Genomic DNA, 17,700 nt, shown 5'->3' with positions numbered 1-17,700 from the left:
ACGCCTTTTATTTTTCCTTCTATTTTCTTATATGACTTATATGGTTCAATATTAAAACTTATTCCTTCATCATTTCCATAAACTCCAGAGCCTTGTTTATGGATTTTACATTTTCAAAAGTGATGAGCAAACGAAGCCCGTTTTTGGTTTCTTTCTCTTTCATTTTACAAATGTTTCCGTGTTGCTGTACAAATTGCAACATACGTCTGAATTGTTTCGAATTATAATAATCCGATTGCTGGTCGCCCACAAAATAACCAATCAGTTTGCCTTGCTTCATAATGATTTTTTCAATTCCCATTTGCGTTGCAATCCATTTGATTCGGATACTGTTCAAGAGTGCTTTTGCTTCTTTTGGTAACGCTCCAAAACGATCAATCAGTTTGGTTTCATAAGTTAATAAACCTTCTTCATCTTTTATAGTTCCAAGTTCGTTATACAAATTCAAACGTTCTGTAATATTGTTGATGTATTCATCAGGAAATAACAATTCGAAGTCGGTATCAATCTGCAATTCTTTTACATATTCTTTGGTATCGACATCATTTTCTGATTCGTAAAGCTCTTTGAATTCGTTTTCCTTCAACTCTTCAATGGCTTCGTTCATGATTTTCTGATAGGTTTCAAAACCAATTTCGTTGATGAAACCACTTTGTTCTCCACCCAATAAATCTCCGGCGCCACGAATTTCCAAATCTTTCATTGCAATGTTGAAACCGCTTCCTAATTCGCTGAATTGTTCCAAAGCCTGAATACGTTTTCTTGCATCATCTGTCATAACAGAATATGGCGGACAGATAAAATAGCAAAACGCTTTCTTATTGCTTCGACCAACTCTTCCACGCATTTGATGTAAATCGGAAAGGCCAAAATTATTAGCGTTATTAATGAAAATCGTATTCGCATTTGGCACATCCAAACCACTTTCGATAATTGTGGTTGCCACCAAAACATCGAATTCGCCGTTCATAAAACCAAGCATCAACTCTTCCAGTTTGTTGCCCTCCATTTGGCCGTGACCGATACCAACACGCGCATCGGGAACTAATCGTTGAATCATTCCGGCAATTTCCTTGATGTTTTCAATTCGGTTATTGATAAAGAAAACCTGTCCGTTTCTTTGAATTTCATACGAAATCGCATCGCGAATTAACTCTTCGCTAAAACCAACAACCTTTGATTCGATTGGATAACGATTTGGCGGAGCTGTTGTAATTACGGATAAATCTCTCGCAGCCATCAATGAAAACTGCAAAGTTCTCGGAATTGGAGTAGCAGTTAAAGTCAATGTATCAACATTGGCAGCAATCGTTTTTAGTTTGTCTTTTACGTTGACGCCAAACTTTTGTTCTTCATCAACAATCAGCAAACCTAAATCTTTAAACACTACATTTTTATTGACCAACTGATGCGTTCCAATAAGAATGTCCAATTTTCCCGAAGCTAAATCTTCTATAGTTTTTGCTTTTTCTTTGGCAGTTCTAAAACGGTTGAGGTAACCAATATTAACCGGCATGTCTTTTAATCGTTCAGTAAAAGTTCGGTAATGTTGATAGGCCAGAATCGTGGTAGGAACTAAAACCGCAACTTGTTTGCTGTTATCAACCGCTTTGAAAGCCGCGCGAATAGCAACTTCGGTTTTCCCGAAACCAACATCGCCACAAACCAATCGGTCCATTGGGCGGTCTTTTTCCATATCGGCTTTGACGTCTTGCGTGGCCGTAATTTGATCTGGTGTATCTTCGTAAATGAACGAACTTTCCAATTCTTTTTGCAGATAACTATCAGGTGAGCAGGCAAAACCTTTTTCCAAACGGCGTTTTGCATACAGTTGAATTAAGTTAAACGCAATGTGTTTGACACGCGCTTTTGTTTTTTGTTTTAAGGTTTTCCAGGCATTCGAACCAAGCTTATAAATCTTTGGTGGTGTTCCGTCTTTTCCGGTGTATTTTGAAATTTTATGTAATGAATGAATGCTAACATACACAATATCGTTATCGGCGTAAGCCAACTTAATTGCTTCTTGGGTTTTGCCTTCGACCTGAATTTTTTGCAAACCGCCAAACTTTCCGATTCCGTGATCGATGTGCGTAACGTAATCGCCAACCGACAAAGAATTTAATTCTTTTAGCGTAAGCGTTTGCTTTTTAGAATAACCATTTTTGATGTTGAATTTATGATAACGCTCAAAAATCTGGTGGTCTGTATAGCATGCAATTTGGTTTTCTTCATCAATGAAACCTTGGTACAAAGAAGCTACTATCGTGTGATATTGTTTGCGTATGTTCTCATGATTCTCTTCATCAATACTTTCAAAAATATCATGAAAACGATTGGCTTGCCCTTCATTTGAACAGAACAAATAATTGGTGTAACCATTAAAATGATTGTCGCTCAAATTGTTCAATAACAAATCAAATTGCTTGTTGAATGAAGGCTGAGGTTGTATGTGGAATTCAAAAGACTTTGTAGTTTTGAAAAACGGTTTGTTCGATAATTCGATGATCGAAAAATCCAAAGCTTTGCGTAAAAATCCTTCCTGATTGAGGAATAAATGTTTGGGTTCAGCGTGTTTGACATCTTTGGAAAGTTTGTCAAATGTTTCGATGGCTTTGCCAATAAGCTTGTCCAATTGGAAAGTTAGAAACTCAGTGTTTTCAATGCACAAAACGGTTTTGTCGCTGATATAATCTAAAAAGCTTTCGCGATTTTCCTGAACGAATTTATTTTCCAGATTTGGGATAATGGTAATTTTGGTTTGTTTTTCCAGCGAAAGCTGCGTTTCAACATCAAAGGTTCGGATGCTTTCGACTTCATTACCAAAAAACTCAATACGATACGGATTGTCATTCGAAAATGAAAATACATCTAGTATTCCGCCACGAACTGAAAATTCTCCTGGTTCTGTAATAAAATCGACACGTTTGAATTCATATTCAAACAAAACTTCGTTTATAAAATCGATAGTAACCGTTTCACCAACAGCAATTTTCAAGGTGTTTTTTTCGAGTTCTTTTCGGGTAACTACTTTTTCAAAAAGTGCTTCGGGATAAGTAACAATAACGGCAGGTTTCTTTCTCGAATTGATTCGGTTTAAAACTTCGGAACGCAATAAAACATTGGCGTTATCGGTTTCTTCAATTTGGTATGGACGACGATACGAACTTGGATAAAACAACACATCATTGGCACCAATCATTTGTTCCAAATCGTTTAGATAATAGGCAGCTTCTTCTTTTTCGTTGAAAATTAACAGAAACGGTTTGTCGCTTTGCTTAAAAATTGCCTGAAATACGAATGAGAATGACGACCCCAAAAGTCCTTTTAACTGAATTTTGGTCAAAGGATTTTCGAGTACATCCGTTATTTGTCTGACTTTCGTCGATTGGAGATAACCGTTGTATAATGAGTTTTGACTCAACTAATTATTGTTTTATAAATTTTTTATAAATGGATTTTTTATTATCATCTTGAAGCTCTAAATAGTAAATCCCCGATTTTAATTGAGATACGTCAATAGTATTTTTATAGTTTTTCTTAATGATAGTTTTTCCTAAAGTATCGTAAATGATATATGTTTTAATGTTGGAGGTTTCGCTGATAATATTTAGTTGATTTGAAACCGGATTTGGGAACAAGACAGGGTCAAATAAATCATAGTCAGATGTTGCTAACGAATCGGGACCAACTTTCACTACCCAATAATCATTATAGCCATGATTTCCACTTACATCACCATCAAAGGAAGCAGTAAGTCCTGCCATAATATAACCATCATCCGGGGTGGCACACAAACTATAAGCGCAATCATTTGAAGAGCCACCATACGTTTTTTGCCATAATATGGAACCTGTGTTACTCAGTCGAAGCAACCAAGAATCCTGTCCGCCATGGTTTGCTGTCACATCGCCATTAGTTGATGTTGTAATACCTACGATAGCATAATCATCATTGGCAAGCTGCACGATGCAATTCCGTCCAACACCTTCATTCCCTGTTCCGCCAAGACATTTTTGCCATTGTATAGTCCCTATATTATTTATTTTGACAACCCAAATGTCGTACCCTCCGTGGGTTCCTGATACATCGCCACCGTTTACTGTAGTATCTCCTACAAAAATAAATCCTCCATCAGATGCCTTAATAATTGTATTAGCTCGGTCATACCCTTGTGATCCATATGTTTTTTGCCATAAAATGTCACCCGTACTGTTGATTTTTATTACGTAGGCATCGCTAAAACCGTGGTTTGAAGTGAAATCTCCATTGTTTGATTCGGTATAACCGCATAAAATATAACCTCCATCGGGAGTTAGTTGTATACTTCTAGGGTCATCGTAACCTGTCCCACCATAAGTCTTTTGCCATTGAATATCTCCGATGCTGTTTAATTTTATTACCCAAATATCGGAATTCCCATGATTTTCCGTTACATCGCCATCATTGGAACTAGAATTGCAAATAACGATAAAACCATCATCTGCAGTTTGTTCGAAGCTGCTCCAAAAGCCATCAGTGTTTGTGCCGCCATAAGTTTTTTGCCAAACAATATTGCCTGCGCCGTTTAACTTTACGATCCAAAGATCATAAACACCGCCGTGATTTCCTGTTACATCTCCGTCGTAGGAACCTGAGTAGCCACAAACAAGGTAACCATTGTCTGTAGTCTGCTTTACATTAAATGTTCCTTCGCTATTGCTACCACCTAAAGCTTTTTGCCATTCTATGTTACCATTACCGTCTGTTTTAACAACCCATATATCACCACCTGTTCCAGTGTGAAAATTTGTAACATCACCATCGTTAGAAGTGGCTAAATTGGCAACGATATAACCACCATCATTAGTTCTTTGAATGCTTTGTGCCTGATCATCATTGGTGCCACCATAACATTTCTGCCACTCTATTATTGGTGCTTGAGCATAAGTAGTCAAACCTAAAAGAAAAAGAAAAAGCAGATTAAATTTTTTCATGAATAGCTGTAAAGAATTTGATTAAACTATTTCGTAGGTTTTAGATTTGGGGTGTTGGGGATTGCTCTGGCAGTATCTAACATTCGTAACATGTCGTCTTCGCCATCTTCTGTTTTGATTTCGCTTTTACGCTTGATTTCGTCTAATTGCCATTGCATCGAAGCTACTTCGGCATTAATTTCCTGTACTAATTGGACAATCTTTTTATCCGGAATTTGATTCAGATGAATGTATAAGTTTACCGCATTGACTTTGGTCGCTATAACTGAAATTCGGCTTTTTATTTCAGGAATATTATATTTTATTGGAATGTTGTTATTTAACTCACCCGCTCTTTTAGAAAGCGTTTTCGCTTTTTGCTGAAAAGCACCAATGCTGCTTTTTGGTTTTTGACCTAACTCGTTAAGAAACACGCGCCATTCAGCCCAAAAGGTTCTCAATTCACTCGAAGTTTGGTTTAAAGGTTGCGAATTAAAGTTCCAACCTTTATTGATACTTGCAAATATGACTTCTCTTTTTCGTGTTTCTTTTTCCTGCTCTAAGGCGCGAGCTTTTGGGTCTTCCTGGCACGAAGAAAGAAAGACCAACAATAGTAATGCTGAAAAATATAATTTCATGGATAAATAGTAAAGAGACAAAGGTACAAAGGTAAAAGGAAACTTTAGTATGATGTAGTTAAAGCGATTATAATTTTATGAAAAAGAAAACGGTTTTTTTAAGTAAGTTATTTTTCTTAAAAAAGTATCTTTGTTGAGCAAATAAACAACACTACTACATGAGCACAAAAATCCTAATCATTGGCGCTTGCGGGCAAATCGGAACCGAGCTTACGCAAAAATTAAGAAGCATTTACGGCAACGATAATGTTATAGCTTCCGATATCAGAAAACTAAATAATGACATAGTTAACAACGGTATTTTCGAAGTTGTCAATGCTTTAGATTACAATCAAATTGAGCATTTGATTGAGGAATATCAAATTACAGATGTGTATCTGATGGCAGCTTTGTTATCGGCTACAGCCGAAAAAAATCCGGCATTTGCTTGGGATTTGAATATGAATTCGCTTTTCCACGTTTTAAATCTGGCGAAAGCCAAAAAGATAAAAAAGATATTTTGGCCATCGAGTATTGCAGTTTTCGGACCAACAACACCAAGAGACAATACACCGCAATATACCATAATGGAACCAACAACGGTTTATGGAATTAGTAAACAGACCGGCGAAAGATGGTGTGAATATTATCATAATGTTTATGGTGTTGATGTGCGAAGCATTCGCTATCCGGGATTAATCAGTTGGTCAACCGAACCAGGTGGGGGGACGACAGATTATGCCGTTGACATTTATCACAAAGCATTAAAAGATGGGAAGTATGAATGTTTTCTTTCGGAAGAAACGGCTTTACCAATGATGTATATGGATGATGCGATTAGGGCAACAATAGAAATCATGCAGGCATCGAGTGAGCAAATTAAGATTCGTTCTTCTTATAATTTATCGGGGATTAGTTTTACTCCGGCTGAAATTGCAACTGAAATTAAAAAGCATATTCCCGATTTTACGATTTCATACAAGCCAGATTTCCGTCAGAAGATAGCGGATAGTTGGCCGGCATCTATTGATGATAGCTCAGCAAGAGAAGATTGGAACTGGAAACACAAATTTGATTTAGCTACGATGACAGAAGAAATGTTAGCTCATTTAAAATAAATCTACAAAAAACGCTACCCAAAAAAGATTGGTGTAGCGTTTTTCACTAAACAAAACAAAAACCTTATTATTGAACTATAGGATCTCTTAATGATTCTAATACGGCAACTATGTCGGCATAAAGTTGGGTGTTGGCGGCAACACCATTTTGTACGGCAGCGGCACCAACATAGCCTTCAAATTTAGTGTAGTCAGCATTAGTTGAAGTGGTTCCCATTCTTGGATTCATAGCCGGATTGTGAGCGGATACCATATCCAAACCTGAATAAGTATTTACAGCATTTGTTCCTCCGGTGTTAAAGGAGAAAAAGTCGGTTAAATTATCGACCAATATTGCTAAATTGGTAGTATTTCCTGCGGTAACTTCTCCCAATATCGGAGCAAAATGAGCTCCTAAATTACCAGAAGCACCTGCTTGTACGTCAGCTACGATTAACCCAACGGTTGAGTTTACCACTTTACGATAGCTTAAACGCCCTTGTTCTATCATTTGTCCGGGATTATCAGGATCTGCAACTAATGTTGTTCCTCCCAATCTTTCATAGATTGATGCCGGTGCCGGAGCCGAATCATCATCGTCACTACAAGAGGCGAATGCGAATGCCCCAATTACTAATGCACATAGTGCAAATTTTGAATACTTTTTCATAGTTTTTTATATTTAAGATTTATTGAAAATTCCTTGTATGAACTTGGTGAACTTATAGCTCAGGCCATCTTTCTTTATCACCGGGCAAACTTGTTTATTGGCCAGACCTTCAGGTAATACAAATCGTTCTGCTTTGTAATTTCCTTTAGTCATTAATTCATTGTAAACTTTTTTAGAGTCGGCAATGCGGTTGTCGTGAAAATAAACAACCACGTTTCTTTTTACGATGATGTCACTTTTAACGCCGGCAATACTGTGTAATTTTTGTTTGATTTCAATTGTGCTTAACGAATCAAAAGGTTTGTCGAAATCTATCCGGCTGACTTGTATTGTTGCATTTTCGATAGGTTTTGCGTTAGCAATGTGATATACCAATATCACAAACATCAAAAGGGAAAATCCTAGTATGCTTAGTAATGCGATTTTAATTTTCTTATTAATTTTCATGATGTTTTTTTTTGTTTGTAAATTGATTTACGTGAAAAGAACAGTTTTGGTTTTTTAAAGTGAAAAAAAATAGAAAAGAAGAATGTTTTGAATCGAAAAGCGCTGCCTTTGACACGAAACAGCGCTTTTCTTTCCAACCAAAACTAACCAAAACATCTTAAGTAATTTAAGCACAAGCATTTGTTTTAAACCGGAGCAAACAGGGTTAAATAAAAAACAAGAAATAACACCGCAAGCATTGCTATAAAAGCAGTGGTTCCAAATAATTTATTAATTTTTTTGTTGATATCCATAATCATTGAATTTGGGGTTCTTAGACTCAATTACGAGAAAAGAAAGATTATGGTTTTCGGGAAGTAAAAGTTTTACTTTTTTTTGTTTTTCAAATCGCTAATTAAAGCGTCTTCTATTGGAGTTTTTGTTTTTATGACTTCGTCGATGTTGTCATTTGGAATAGTCATAGAAAGTACATAATGCTTTATTTTCCATTGGTTATTTATAAAGACAAGCACTCCGGAACCACGACAGATTTTCATTTGTGTATCGAGTAATTCATCAAACCAAGCTGTTTTTTTGTCTTGACTAAAATAAATATGTCTTTCTAATGCGGTAAAACTCCATGCCTTTCCTTTATCAAAATAAGGTTTGGCAAATGCTTCGAAAGCAGGTTTAGCCCAGTTTTCTGTTGCATCAGTTCCGATAAAAACAGCATCATCTGTTAAGGCATCAAAATAGTTTTTATAATTGGCTTCGGCAGCAGCTTTGTGCCAGGCATCGAGTGAATTGTTGATTTGTGCTTTGCTTTCATTTTGAGCATCAACATTGATAACAAAGAAATGGAATAGTATGAAAAGAAGTGTTTTTTTCATAAGGGTTACATGTTTGATTTAGTTTATCATTGTAATTAGAAACGGTGATGTAAATATACTATTTGCGATTGTCAAACTATGCTATTAGTTTTTGTATTTTTATAAACTGAATAAACAAAAGTAAATGAACAAGGCGAGGTTATACGCATTTTTACTAATGCTTTTTGTAGCGAGTATTTGTTTGACGAGTTGGTATTGTGCTAACAATGAAAGCAAAGAAATTGCCATGGTCAAAAAGAAGCAGGAATCATTTTCCTTGTCTTTTGACAGCACTTTGGTGGAAACCTTTTATGCCAAATATCCCAAATTGATTTTATATAAAAAGCAAGTGCTTTCCTTGTATCAAAAAAACAACTTCGATTTTATTTGGTATGACAAAAAAGGCAGAAAAGAAACCGCCGATGTCATCTACAATAAAATAAACAACTTGTTCGAAGATGGCGTAATTACAAAAGTGCCTTATAAAGAAACGCTTGATGCCTTGTTTCAAAAGACTTCTGCAAAACCCGATATTGATGTAGAGTTATTTTTATCTAACTATTATTTCTACTATACCAATAAAGTGCTTCAGGGAATTGATGATTCAAAATCAAATGAATTAGAATGGTATTTGCCTCGTGAAAAGCAATCTTATGTAACCTATTTAGATTCTTTGTTGGTTGACCCAAAACTCATCGACAAAAAGGAACAGCACATTGAGCAATATTATAAACTCAAAACGGTACTAAAAAAGTACAGAGATTTAGAGCAAAAAGGCGGTTGGGACTCTATAACTGTTCCTAAAGATTTTGTATCAATAAAACCCGGTGACAGTTCCGATGTTGTAGCCAAAATTAGAACCCGATTGTTTTTAACCGGAGATATTGATGTTGATTCGGGCCGAAAATTATACGGATTTGCACTTCAGCAAGCGGTTTTGAAATACAAAAAACGCAATGGTTTTAAATTAGACAAAATCATTTTGCCAAAGCATATCGATGAGATGAATGTGCCTATTAGCAGTCGTATTAAAACCATTATCGTCAATATGGAACGTTGCCGATGGATTGCTACCGATGTGGCAAAAGCCAAGGAATTTATCGTAGTTAATATTCCGTCATATCATTTGAGATATTTCAAAGATGGGCAGCCGGTTTTGAATTCGAAAGTTGTGGTGGGAAGCATGATGAACAAGACGGTTATTTTTAGCGGAATGATGAGTTATATTGTATTTAGTCCGTATTGGAATGTGCCTACAAGTATAAAAGAAAAAGAAATTCTGCCAGGAATTGCGAAGAATAAAAACTATTTGGCAAAACATAATATGGAATGGAACGGAGCAAACATCAGACAAAAACCCGGAAAAAATAATTCCTTGGGTTTGGTTAAGTTCTTGTTTCCAAATTCGAATAATATTTATTTGCACGACTCACCAGCCAAAGAATTGTTTAATCAGGAGAAAAGAGCCTTTAGCCATGGTTGCATTAGAGTGGAAAAACCAAAGGAATTGGCTAATTTAATTTTGGAAGATGATGAAAATTGGACACCGGAAAAAATAGATGCTGCAATGAATAAAGGAAAAGAATCCTGGTACACACTAAAAAACAAAATTCCGGTTTACATAGGTTATTTCACCGCTTGGGTTGATGCTGATGGCACTATCAATTTCTATAAAGATATTTATGAAAGAGATGAGCGGTTAGCCGCTATGTTGGTTGAAGAATAGTTGTTTTACTTTTTCTGAAGCGCTTTCTGCAACTCTTTCAAATCGCTCGATTTAAAGTTGGAAGCCGAACCCGAATACTCTGAATAAACAATCTCACCAGTTTTAGAATTGGTTACCGTGATAAATTTATCGTTAATGGTTTTGATGAACAGCAAGTAGTATATTGGCGTCGGATTGTTCAGGATTTTATCATTGAGTTCCTCCAAAGAAAGTAATTTGTATGTCAGATTGTAGCCGTCAAAGATTTCTTTTGTATCAAATTTTTTGCTTTCGTCATCTGCATTTTTCGAAAACTTAGTCATTACATAATCGGGAATAAACAGCGTTTCGGAGGCTAGTTTTTTGAATTCATCTTTGTTGTAAAAAGTTGTTTTGGCTTCATGGATTTCACCTTTATTGAGCAAGATTGTCAGTTGTTGAATATAATTGGCAAGGATGCCGGAACTCCAATTTTCAAGATGGCCATCAGCACCATAGTCCATTTTGTATAAACTGCTTGGATAATTTTGCGCGGTGAAATCGCCAAAAAGTTCTAAAGTGGCTATTGAAATTTTATCCGCTTGATTGAAGTGTTTTCTCTTTTTTGGATCATAAGTATACTTTCCGTTAGTCGTCCAGAGTTCTAAATAAATATGGGTTTCTGTGCTAGCAGTTGTACTATTGGAACTGGTCATATTCGCAGTAATGGTAACAAAGCTATTATTAGGCGCAATGTTTTTTTCTACCTCTGTATATTTTATGCACTCTACTTTTGAAAGTGTCCAGTTTTTTTTGATAGCTTCTACATAAGCAGCTGCTTTTGGAGATGCCGGATTACTCATAGCGAAGAACGTAGTGCCGTTTTTTATTTTAGCTATTTCACCAACATTTGTAATAGCGATTTGCCCGAAGCTAATTACCGGGAGTATGATTAGCATGAAATGTAAAAAAGTAGTTTTTAGTTTCATTTTTTGGAAGTTATTGTTTGGTATTTCAAACTTACTAAAAAACCCAATCTCTTTTTTGAACGAGACTGGGTTTTTATTATAATTCGAAAGAATGCAAGTGGTTTTCTACCAGAAAACAGTATACAATGCAGCTAAAATAGCCGTGATAATCAACATTCCAACTGTGAAGCCCGGCGACATTTTGAACATCGTTTTATCTACTTCTAAACCGTTTGGCTGAACGCCTTTTTTGTTTTCATAGCTACTGATGAAATACATACCAATCACGCAAATCAGGAATACAAATCCCATACGGTCAATAAACGGAATTTCATAAAGGCCATCTGCATTTGGCACAGCAAATCCCATCGGATTCAGGAATGATAAATCGACAAAAGCAGGCATGAATTTGAAAATAATCGAGAATAGGAATCCGCCAATCGTTGCAAACAAAGCGGCATTTGAAGTTGTTTTTTTCCAGAAGAATCCAAGAATAAACATCGCGAAAACTCCCGGACTCACAAAACCTGTATATTCCTGAATGTATTGAAATCCACCTTTTTTATCGATACCTAAAAATGGAGCCACAACCACAGCTACAATCATAGCGGTTATAATAGTTGTTTTCCCGATTTTTACTAATTTCTTTTCATCTGCTTCGACATTTAATTTGGTTTTATAAATGTCTAGGGTGAAAATAGTCGCAATACTATTGGCTTTTCCGGCTAAAGAGGCTACTATCGCCGCAGTTAACGCAGCAAACGACAATCCTTTTAATCCAACAGGTAATAAGTTCAATAAGATTGGATAAGCTCGGTCAGGATTTACGCTTCCATCCTGCAACATCTCGGTTTGAAAATGACCGTTTTGGTATAAAACAAAAGCCGCAATTCCCGGTAAAACCACGATGACAGGCATTAGTAATTTTAAGAAAGCTGCAAATAAGATTCCGCTACGTGCCGTTTTTAAATCAGCGCCCAAAGCTCTTTGCGTGATGTATTGGTTGCAACCCCAATAATTCAAATTAATGATTAACATACCACCAATCAAAACGGATAATCCGGGTAAGTCCATATAATTGGGATTCGATTTATCAAATATCATGTGGAAATGATCACCTGCTTTCTCCTGCATCAGATTAAATCCATTGATAACTCCGGTTGAACCAAATTCGGTTGCGACTAAATTCAGAGCCAAATAAGTGGTTACCAATCCACCCAAAATCAAAAAGAACACCTGAATCACATCGGTATAACCAATAACTTTCATTCCGCCAAGCGTAATCATCACAGCAAAAAACGCCAAGAATATCATGCAAAAAGTAATGTTTAATCCCGAAATACTGCTAATCGCCAAAGCGCCCAAATATAAAATAGAAGTCAGATTCACCAAGACATAAAGCAGGAGCCAAAATACCGCCATAATCATTGCCACGTTGCTGTTGTAACGTTTGTTGAGGTATTGTGGCATCGTAAAAATTTTATTCTTCAGATAAACCGGCATAAAGAAAACCGCAACTATGACTAACGTAGCCGCTGCCATCCATTCATAAGTGGCAATTGCTAAACCCATTTTGAAACCACTGCCACTCATTCCGATAAATTGTTCGGCACTGATGTTACTCGCAATTAAGGACGCACCAATCGCCCACCAAGTCAGTGAACCTTCGGCCAGAAAATAGTCATTACTGCTGGCTTGTGCTTTCTTTTTTCGGTTGTAAATCCAGAATCCGTAGCCTACGATAATGACGAAATACAGGAAGAAAACAATATAATCTTGGGTGGCTAAGGTTTGCATATCAATTGGTTTTGGTTTTATAATGTTGGTTTGGTAAGTCTCTTAAAATTTTAGCACTTTGTTCAGGCGAAATATCGCGTTGTGCTTCACCCAGCATTTCGTATCCTACCATGAATTTTTTCACAGTTGCGCTTCGCAATAATGGTGGATAAAAATGCATGTGAAAATGCCATTCGGGATGCGAAACCCTGTCGGTTGGCGCTTGATGAATTCCGGCTGAATACGGAAAAGAAGTTTCAAAAAGGTTGTCGTATTTCACGGTAATTCCTTTGATGATTTCGGCAAATGCTGAAGTTTCTGCTGCCGTCATCGCGATGATATTGCCAAAATGCCTCTTGCTGATAATCATCGTTTCGTATGGCCAGATTGCCCAAAACGGGACCACGACCGCAAAATGATTGTTTTCTAAAACAATGCGTTCTTCCTTTTTTAATTCGGCTTCTAAATAATCTTTTAATAAGCTCGAATTGTTTTTTTCGAAATAGGCGCGAAGGCTTTTTTGAGTTTTTTCAACCTGTGTTGGCAAAGATGATTGTGCCCAAATTTGTCCGTGCGGATGCGGATTGCTGCAACCCATCACGCTGCCTTTGTTTTCAAAAATCTGAACGTAGTTGATATAGTCGTGACTTCCCAATTCGATGTATTGTTCGGCCCAGGTTTGCACCACTTTTTCAATATCAGAAACTTCCATTTCCGGCAAAGTGATATTGTGTTTTGGCGAAAAACAAACGACTTTATTGATGCCTCTTTCGGGTTTTAATTGGAATAAGGAATTGTTTTTATTTTCATAATTGACTTCCTCTCTTAGTAAAGCCGAAAAATCATTTTCGAATACATAACAATCCGTGTAATCAGGATTTTTTATACCATTTGCACGAACATTTCCGGCGCATAAATAACAGTTTTCATCGTGTTCGGGGCGATTGTCTTCGTGTAGTTTTTCATTTTGCCCCTGCCAGGGACGCTTATTACGATGTGGCGAAACCAATATCCATTCGTCAAGCAAAGGATTGTATCTTCTATGTGGATGTTCGTTATTGTTGAATTGTGTCATTTTTGATTTTGTAAAGCGTTGTGCCTTTTGAAATTTTTACTTTATAAGCTTTTAATTCTATGCCAAAAGCGTTTAAGTAACTTTTGGAAATGGTTTTAATAAGTACTTCTTCGGTTCCTTTTTCAACTAAGTTGATAGAGCAACCTCCAAACCCGCCACCCATCATTCGGGATCCTAAAACAGTTTTATCCTGTTGAACAGCATCGACTAAAAAGTCAATTTCGTCACAACTCACTTCGTATTCTTTGGACAAACCATTATGTGTTTCCGACATCAATTTGCCTAATGTTGCAAAATCAGAATTATTCAAAGCAGTTGCAGCATCACGAACACGTTGAATCTCTTTCACAACAAAATGACAGCGTTTAAAAATTGTTCTTCCTAATTGTTCGTTTAGTTCCAAAACCATTTCTTCAGTGCAATCTCTGAATGTTTTTACATTTGGGAAGTTCTTTTTTATAATAGCCAATCCTTTTTCGACTTCCTTTCTTCTCACATTATAACCCGAAGTTAAGTGCGTGTGTTTTACATTGCTGTCCAATAAAAGTAACGAATATTTCCTGAAGTCGGCATTGTAATATTCATATTCCAAAGTATTGCAATCGAGTTTGATGACTTTATCCTTTTTGCCAAAAACCGAAGCAAACTGATCCATGATACCACAATTCACGCCCACAAAAGTATGTTCTGATTTTTGTCCGATGAGTGCGATTTGTTCTTTGGTTAAACCCAAATCAAACAAGGTATTCATAGCATAGCCAATGCCGCATTCGAGAGCTGCTGAAGAAGAAAGTCCGGCGCCCATCGGAATCGTACTGCTGAAAACAATATTGAAACCTTGTGCCAATCCGTGTTTGTCTTTTAACTGACTCAACACACCCAAAATATAATTCACCCACATTTTGTCGACTGGTTTTAACTCATCGTTTAAATCAAATTTGTAGGCTTCGTTTAAATCTTTGGCAATAAGAGCGCACTCGCTGTTTTCATTTTTTGAAATCGCAAAACAAATGTATTTATTGATGGCGGCCGGCATTACAAAACCGTCGTTATAGTCAACATGTTCTCCGATAATATTGATTCTTCCCGGAGACAGAAAAATGTATTCCGGCTTGTTGTGAAACAACTTTTCAAAATGTTCCGTTGTATGTTGGATTAATTTCTTCATTTGATTTGTATTGTTGTTGAAGCGGAAACCAATCCGTTGGATTTGGCTTCCAATATTACTGAACCGGCAGTTTTCCCAGCTTGAATAATGACTTGGCATTTTCCGTTGAAAGCGCTTCGTTGCCACATGCCACCCGCACATTTATCTGCTTCATGCGAACTTGGATCGCCATTGCCAACACCAATAATTTTGGCATCGCCTGAAATAGAAAAGTAAATCATATTGTTTGCATCGGGAACTTCTTTGCCATTTGTATCGACGAAAGAAACATTGATAACCGTTCCGTCTTTACCATCGGCAAGCATCACAGTTTTGTCTGGGGAAACAATAACTTTTGATGCCTGACCTGTGGTTTCTACTTTAGTAGTTAATTTTTTTCCTTTTTTATATGCAATGGCTTCCAATGTTCCTGGCTCGTAATTGACTTGCCATTGCAGATGGGAATTCCGTGGCATTACTTTTTTACCCAAGCTTTTTCCGTTTAAAAATAATTCAACATCATCGGCATTGGTGTTTACCCAAACATCAATTGGCTTTCCAATTTTATCCTGCCAATTCCAATGTGGAGAAATATGAAGGATATCTTCGTTGGTCCACCAACTTTTATAGTAGTAATAAATGTTTTTCGGGAAACCGCAAACATCTAAAATTCCGAAATGCGAATTGATATTTGGCCATTTATAAGGCGTTGGTTCACCACGATAATCAAAACCTGTCCATACAAAACCACCTAACCAATACTTATTTTCGGCGGCTAATTTCCACCAATCTTCGGCTTTGCTTGCCCACCATGGAGCGGTAATATCTTGGTCGGGAACATAGGCCTTGATTTCATCTTTTTCATAAATGCCACGAGTGGTTACGGTACTTCCCATTTCGGTTCCAAGCAAAGGCTGATTTGGATGATCGCGATGATAATCGGCTACAGCAAATTGGCGGTAATTGAATCCTCGAATCGGAATCACTTCGTTTACACCTTTAAAATCATTGCCCATATCGGCAGCATACGTACTCGTTCGCGAAGGATCTAATTTCTTTTGAATAGCCAATAACGATTGCGCAATTCGTTTGCCGTATTCATTCCCCTGAATGTTTTGTTCTTCGTTTCCAATCGACCATAAAAATACGGAAGGATGATTTCGGTCACGACGAAGTAATCGCTGGAATTGGTCAACATATTCAGGGCTACTATTCAATAATCGCTGTTCATCTAAAACCAACATTCCCAAACTGTCACAGGCTTCTAAAAGTTCCGGAGTCGGAGCATTATGACTTGTTCTGTAAGCATTAGAACCCATTTCTTTTAATAGTTTTATGCGGTAATATTGCATAAAATCGGGCAATGCACTTCCAAGACCAGCGTGATCCTGATGATTATTTGTGCCTTGAATTTTGATATGTTTTCCGTTAAGGAAGAAACCTTCATTGGCATCAAATCGCACCGTTTTGATTCCGAAATTGACTTTCTTTTTATCGACAATCTGATTGTCTTGCTTTACAACAGAAACGACTTTGTACAAATACGGATTTTCTAATGACCATAAATTGGCATTATTTAAAGTAATTTTTTGCTTGACAGTAGTTTTTCCATTGACTGAAAGTGTGAAATTTTGTTCCGAAGTTTTGGCAATTTGTTTTCCATTTCTATCGGTTACATAAGAATAAATAGTTCCTTTTGAAGAAGTCAAATTTTTGTTTTCGACTTCTGTTTCAATCGTTACGGAAGCATTTTTACCATTTACAGTTGAATAAACAAAAACACCATCTTCCGGAATATGAACATTGTTGCGAATGTTTAACCAAACGTGACGATAAATTCCGGCGCCTTCATAAAACCAACCTTCGCTTTGCGTTGCATCTACACGAACAACGATTACATTTTCATTTTCAAAATTCATATAATCAGTGATGTCGTAGGATTTGCCAACATAACCACTAAAATTGGTGCCAACGTAAAAACCATTTACCCAAACAGCAGCATTTCTATAAACGCCATCAAATTGGATTTCGAAACGTTTTCCTTCGTCTTTTTTATCTACAGAAAAATGCTTTCTGTACCAACCAATACTCGTTTCAGGATACAATCCGCCAACAGGTTTGTAACCATGACTATCCATTTCATGTGTTGCTGATTTTACAAAAGGAAGTGCCACAACCCAATCGTGAGGGACGTCAACCTTTGTCCAGGTAGAATCAACAAATTTTGGACTGATAATCGTTGTTTCAAAGACATTTGATTTGTGTAATAGCAACTTATTTCCGTAATCGAAATCCTTATCAGGATTGGCCGAATTTCCGAGATGGAATTTCCAACCTTCATCTAAGTTTATCTTCTTTTGCGCATTTGTGATGGCAAAGAAAAAGAGTAGTAGTAGGAGTAGTGTTTTTTTTAGCATTG

The 17,700-nt window shown here is 36.8% G+C and carries 13 protein-coding genes; 2 read left to right on the top strand and 11 right to left on the bottom strand.

What is annotated here, in order from left to right; genetic code table 11:
• Positions 1 to 58 precede the first annotated feature (58 nt).
• From mfd to L1S35_RS08260, 3 genes are read right to left on the bottom strand one after another with little or no spacing between them, the layout of a single operon-like run.
• Entirely contained in the window at positions 59 to 3,421 is a 3,363-nt protein-coding gene (gene mfd, locus L1S35_RS08270; RefSeq protein WP_236399194.1) for a transcription-repair coupling factor, read from the bottom strand.
• A gap of 4 nt (positions 3,422 to 3,425) precedes the next feature.
• Positions 3,426 to 4,973 carry a T9SS type A sorting domain-containing protein gene (locus L1S35_RS08265; RefSeq protein WP_236399192.1) on the bottom strand — a complete coding sequence of 516 codons (1,548 nt, stop codon included), beginning with the start codon at positions 4,971 to 4,973 and terminating at the stop codon, positions 3,426 to 3,428.
• A gap of 26 nt (positions 4,974 to 4,999) precedes the next feature.
• Positions 5,000 to 5,590, bottom strand: coding sequence for a hypothetical protein (locus L1S35_RS08260; RefSeq protein ID WP_236399190.1), 591 nt, complete (start codon positions 5,588 to 5,590; stop codon positions 5,000 to 5,002).
• A gap of 158 nt (positions 5,591 to 5,748) precedes the next feature.
• Between L1S35_RS08260 and L1S35_RS08255 the strand changes: the two genes are divergently transcribed.
• Entirely contained in the window at positions 5,749 to 6,687 is a 939-nt protein-coding gene (locus L1S35_RS08255; protein ID WP_236399187.1) for an L-threonine 3-dehydrogenase, read from the top strand.
• 67 nt (positions 6,688 to 6,754) lie between these two features.
• On the opposite strand, the gene L1S35_RS08250 is transcribed toward L1S35_RS08255, so the two are convergent.
• From L1S35_RS08250 to L1S35_RS08240, 3 genes are all read right to left on the bottom strand, one after another.
• On the bottom strand, positions 6,755 to 7,336 hold the full coding sequence (locus L1S35_RS08250; RefSeq protein ID WP_236399185.1) for a globin family protein: 582 nt from the start codon (positions 7,334 to 7,336) through the stop codon (positions 6,755 to 6,757).
• Positions 7,337 to 7,348: 12 nt separating this feature from the next.
• Positions 7,349 to 7,783 (bottom strand): hypothetical protein, encoded by a 435-nt coding sequence (locus L1S35_RS08245; RefSeq protein WP_236399182.1) that lies wholly within the window; start codon positions 7,781 to 7,783, stop codon positions 7,349 to 7,351.
• Between the two features lie 365 nt (positions 7,784 to 8,148).
• A complete protein-coding gene (locus L1S35_RS08240; RefSeq protein WP_236399179.1) occupies positions 8,149 to 8,652 on the bottom strand; it encodes a nuclear transport factor 2 family protein in 504 nt (167 codons plus the stop codon).
• Between the two features lie 124 nt (positions 8,653 to 8,776).
• Here L1S35_RS08240 and L1S35_RS08235 point away from each other — a divergent pair, with 124 nt between their 5' ends.
• Positions 8,777 to 10,357: a L,D-transpeptidase family protein gene (locus tag L1S35_RS08235; protein ID WP_236399175.1), complete on the top strand. Its 1,581-nt coding sequence runs from the start codon at positions 8,777 to 8,779 to the stop codon at positions 10,355 to 10,357.
• Positions 10,358 to 10,362: 5 nt separating this feature from the next.
• Here L1S35_RS08235 and L1S35_RS08230 read toward each other — a convergent pair whose 3' ends face one another.
• From L1S35_RS08230 to galA, 5 genes are all read right to left on the bottom strand, one after another.
• Positions 10,363 to 11,304 (bottom strand): hypothetical protein, encoded by a 942-nt coding sequence (locus L1S35_RS08230; RefSeq protein ID WP_236399171.1) that lies wholly within the window; start codon positions 11,302 to 11,304, stop codon positions 10,363 to 10,365.
• Positions 11,305 to 11,409: 105 nt separating this feature from the next.
• A complete protein-coding gene (locus L1S35_RS08225) occupies positions 11,410 to 13,080 on the bottom strand; it encodes a sodium/sugar symporter (RefSeq protein WP_236399167.1) in 1,671 nt (556 codons plus the stop codon).
• Between the two features lies 1 nt (position 13,081).
• Positions 13,082 to 14,134, bottom strand: coding sequence for a UDP-glucose--hexose-1-phosphate uridylyltransferase (locus L1S35_RS08220; RefSeq protein WP_236399165.1), 1,053 nt, complete (start codon positions 14,132 to 14,134; stop codon positions 13,082 to 13,084).
• Entirely contained in the window at positions 14,115 to 15,302 is a 1,188-nt protein-coding gene (gene galK / locus L1S35_RS08215) for a galactokinase (protein WP_236399162.1), read from the bottom strand. Before galK ends, L1S35_RS08220 begins: the two co-directional genes overlap by 20 nt.
• Positions 15,299 to 17,698, bottom strand: a complete 2,400-nt coding sequence (gene galA, locus L1S35_RS08210) for a beta-galactosidase GalA (protein WP_236399159.1) — start codon at positions 17,696 to 17,698, stop codon at positions 15,299 to 15,301. Before galA ends, galK begins: the two co-directional genes overlap by 4 nt.
• Positions 17,699 to 17,700: the final 2 nt, after the last annotated feature.

Origin of the sequence: Flavobacterium anseongense, assembly GCF_021608185.1 — a bacterium.
Taxonomy (GTDB): domain Bacteria; phylum Bacteroidota; class Bacteroidia; order Flavobacteriales; family Flavobacteriaceae; genus Flavobacterium; species Flavobacterium anseongense.
Note: the sequence above shows the minus strand (reverse complement) of the source record. Positions and strands in the feature narration are given on the sequence as shown.

Excerpts from the sequence above, each read along its gene's own strand:
- L1S35_RS08240 (WP_236399179.1), bottom strand. The coding sequence starts at position 8,652 with ATGAAAAAAACACTTCTTTTCATACTATTCCATTTCTTTGTTATCAAT.
- L1S35_RS08260 (WP_236399190.1), bottom strand. The coding sequence starts at position 5,590 with ATGAAATTATATTTTTCAGCATTACTATTGTTGGTCTTTCTTTCTTCG.
- L1S35_RS08230 (WP_236399171.1), bottom strand. The coding sequence starts at position 11,304 with ATGAAACTAAAAACTACTTTTTTACATTTCATGCTAATCATACTCCCG.
- L1S35_RS08255 (WP_236399187.1), top strand. The coding sequence starts at position 5,749 with ATGAGCACAAAAATCCTAATCATTGGCGCTTGCGGGCAAATCGGAACC.
- L1S35_RS08225 (WP_236399167.1), bottom strand. The coding sequence starts at position 13,080 with ATGCAAACCTTAGCCACCCAAGATTATATTGTTTTCTTCCTGTATTTC.
- galK (WP_236399162.1), bottom strand. The coding sequence starts at position 15,302 with ATGAAGAAATTAATCCAACATACAACGGAACATTTTGAAAAGTTGTTT.
- L1S35_RS08245 (WP_236399182.1), bottom strand. The coding sequence starts at position 7,783 with ATGAAAATTAATAAGAAAATTAAAATCGCATTACTAAGCATACTAGGA.
- galA (WP_236399159.1), bottom strand. The coding sequence starts at position 17,698 with ATGCTAAAAAAAACACTACTCCTACTACTACTCTTTTTCTTTGCCATC.
- L1S35_RS08235 (WP_236399175.1), top strand. The coding sequence starts at position 8,777 with ATGAACAAGGCGAGGTTATACGCATTTTTACTAATGCTTTTTGTAGCG.
- L1S35_RS08265 (WP_236399192.1), bottom strand. The coding sequence starts at position 4,973 with ATGAAAAAATTTAATCTGCTTTTTCTTTTTCTTTTAGGTTTGACTACT.
- L1S35_RS08250 (WP_236399185.1), bottom strand. The coding sequence starts at position 7,336 with ATGAAAAAGTATTCAAAATTTGCACTATGTGCATTAGTAATTGGGGCA.
- L1S35_RS08220 (WP_236399165.1), bottom strand. The coding sequence starts at position 14,134 with ATGACACAATTCAACAATAACGAACATCCACATAGAAGATACAATCCT.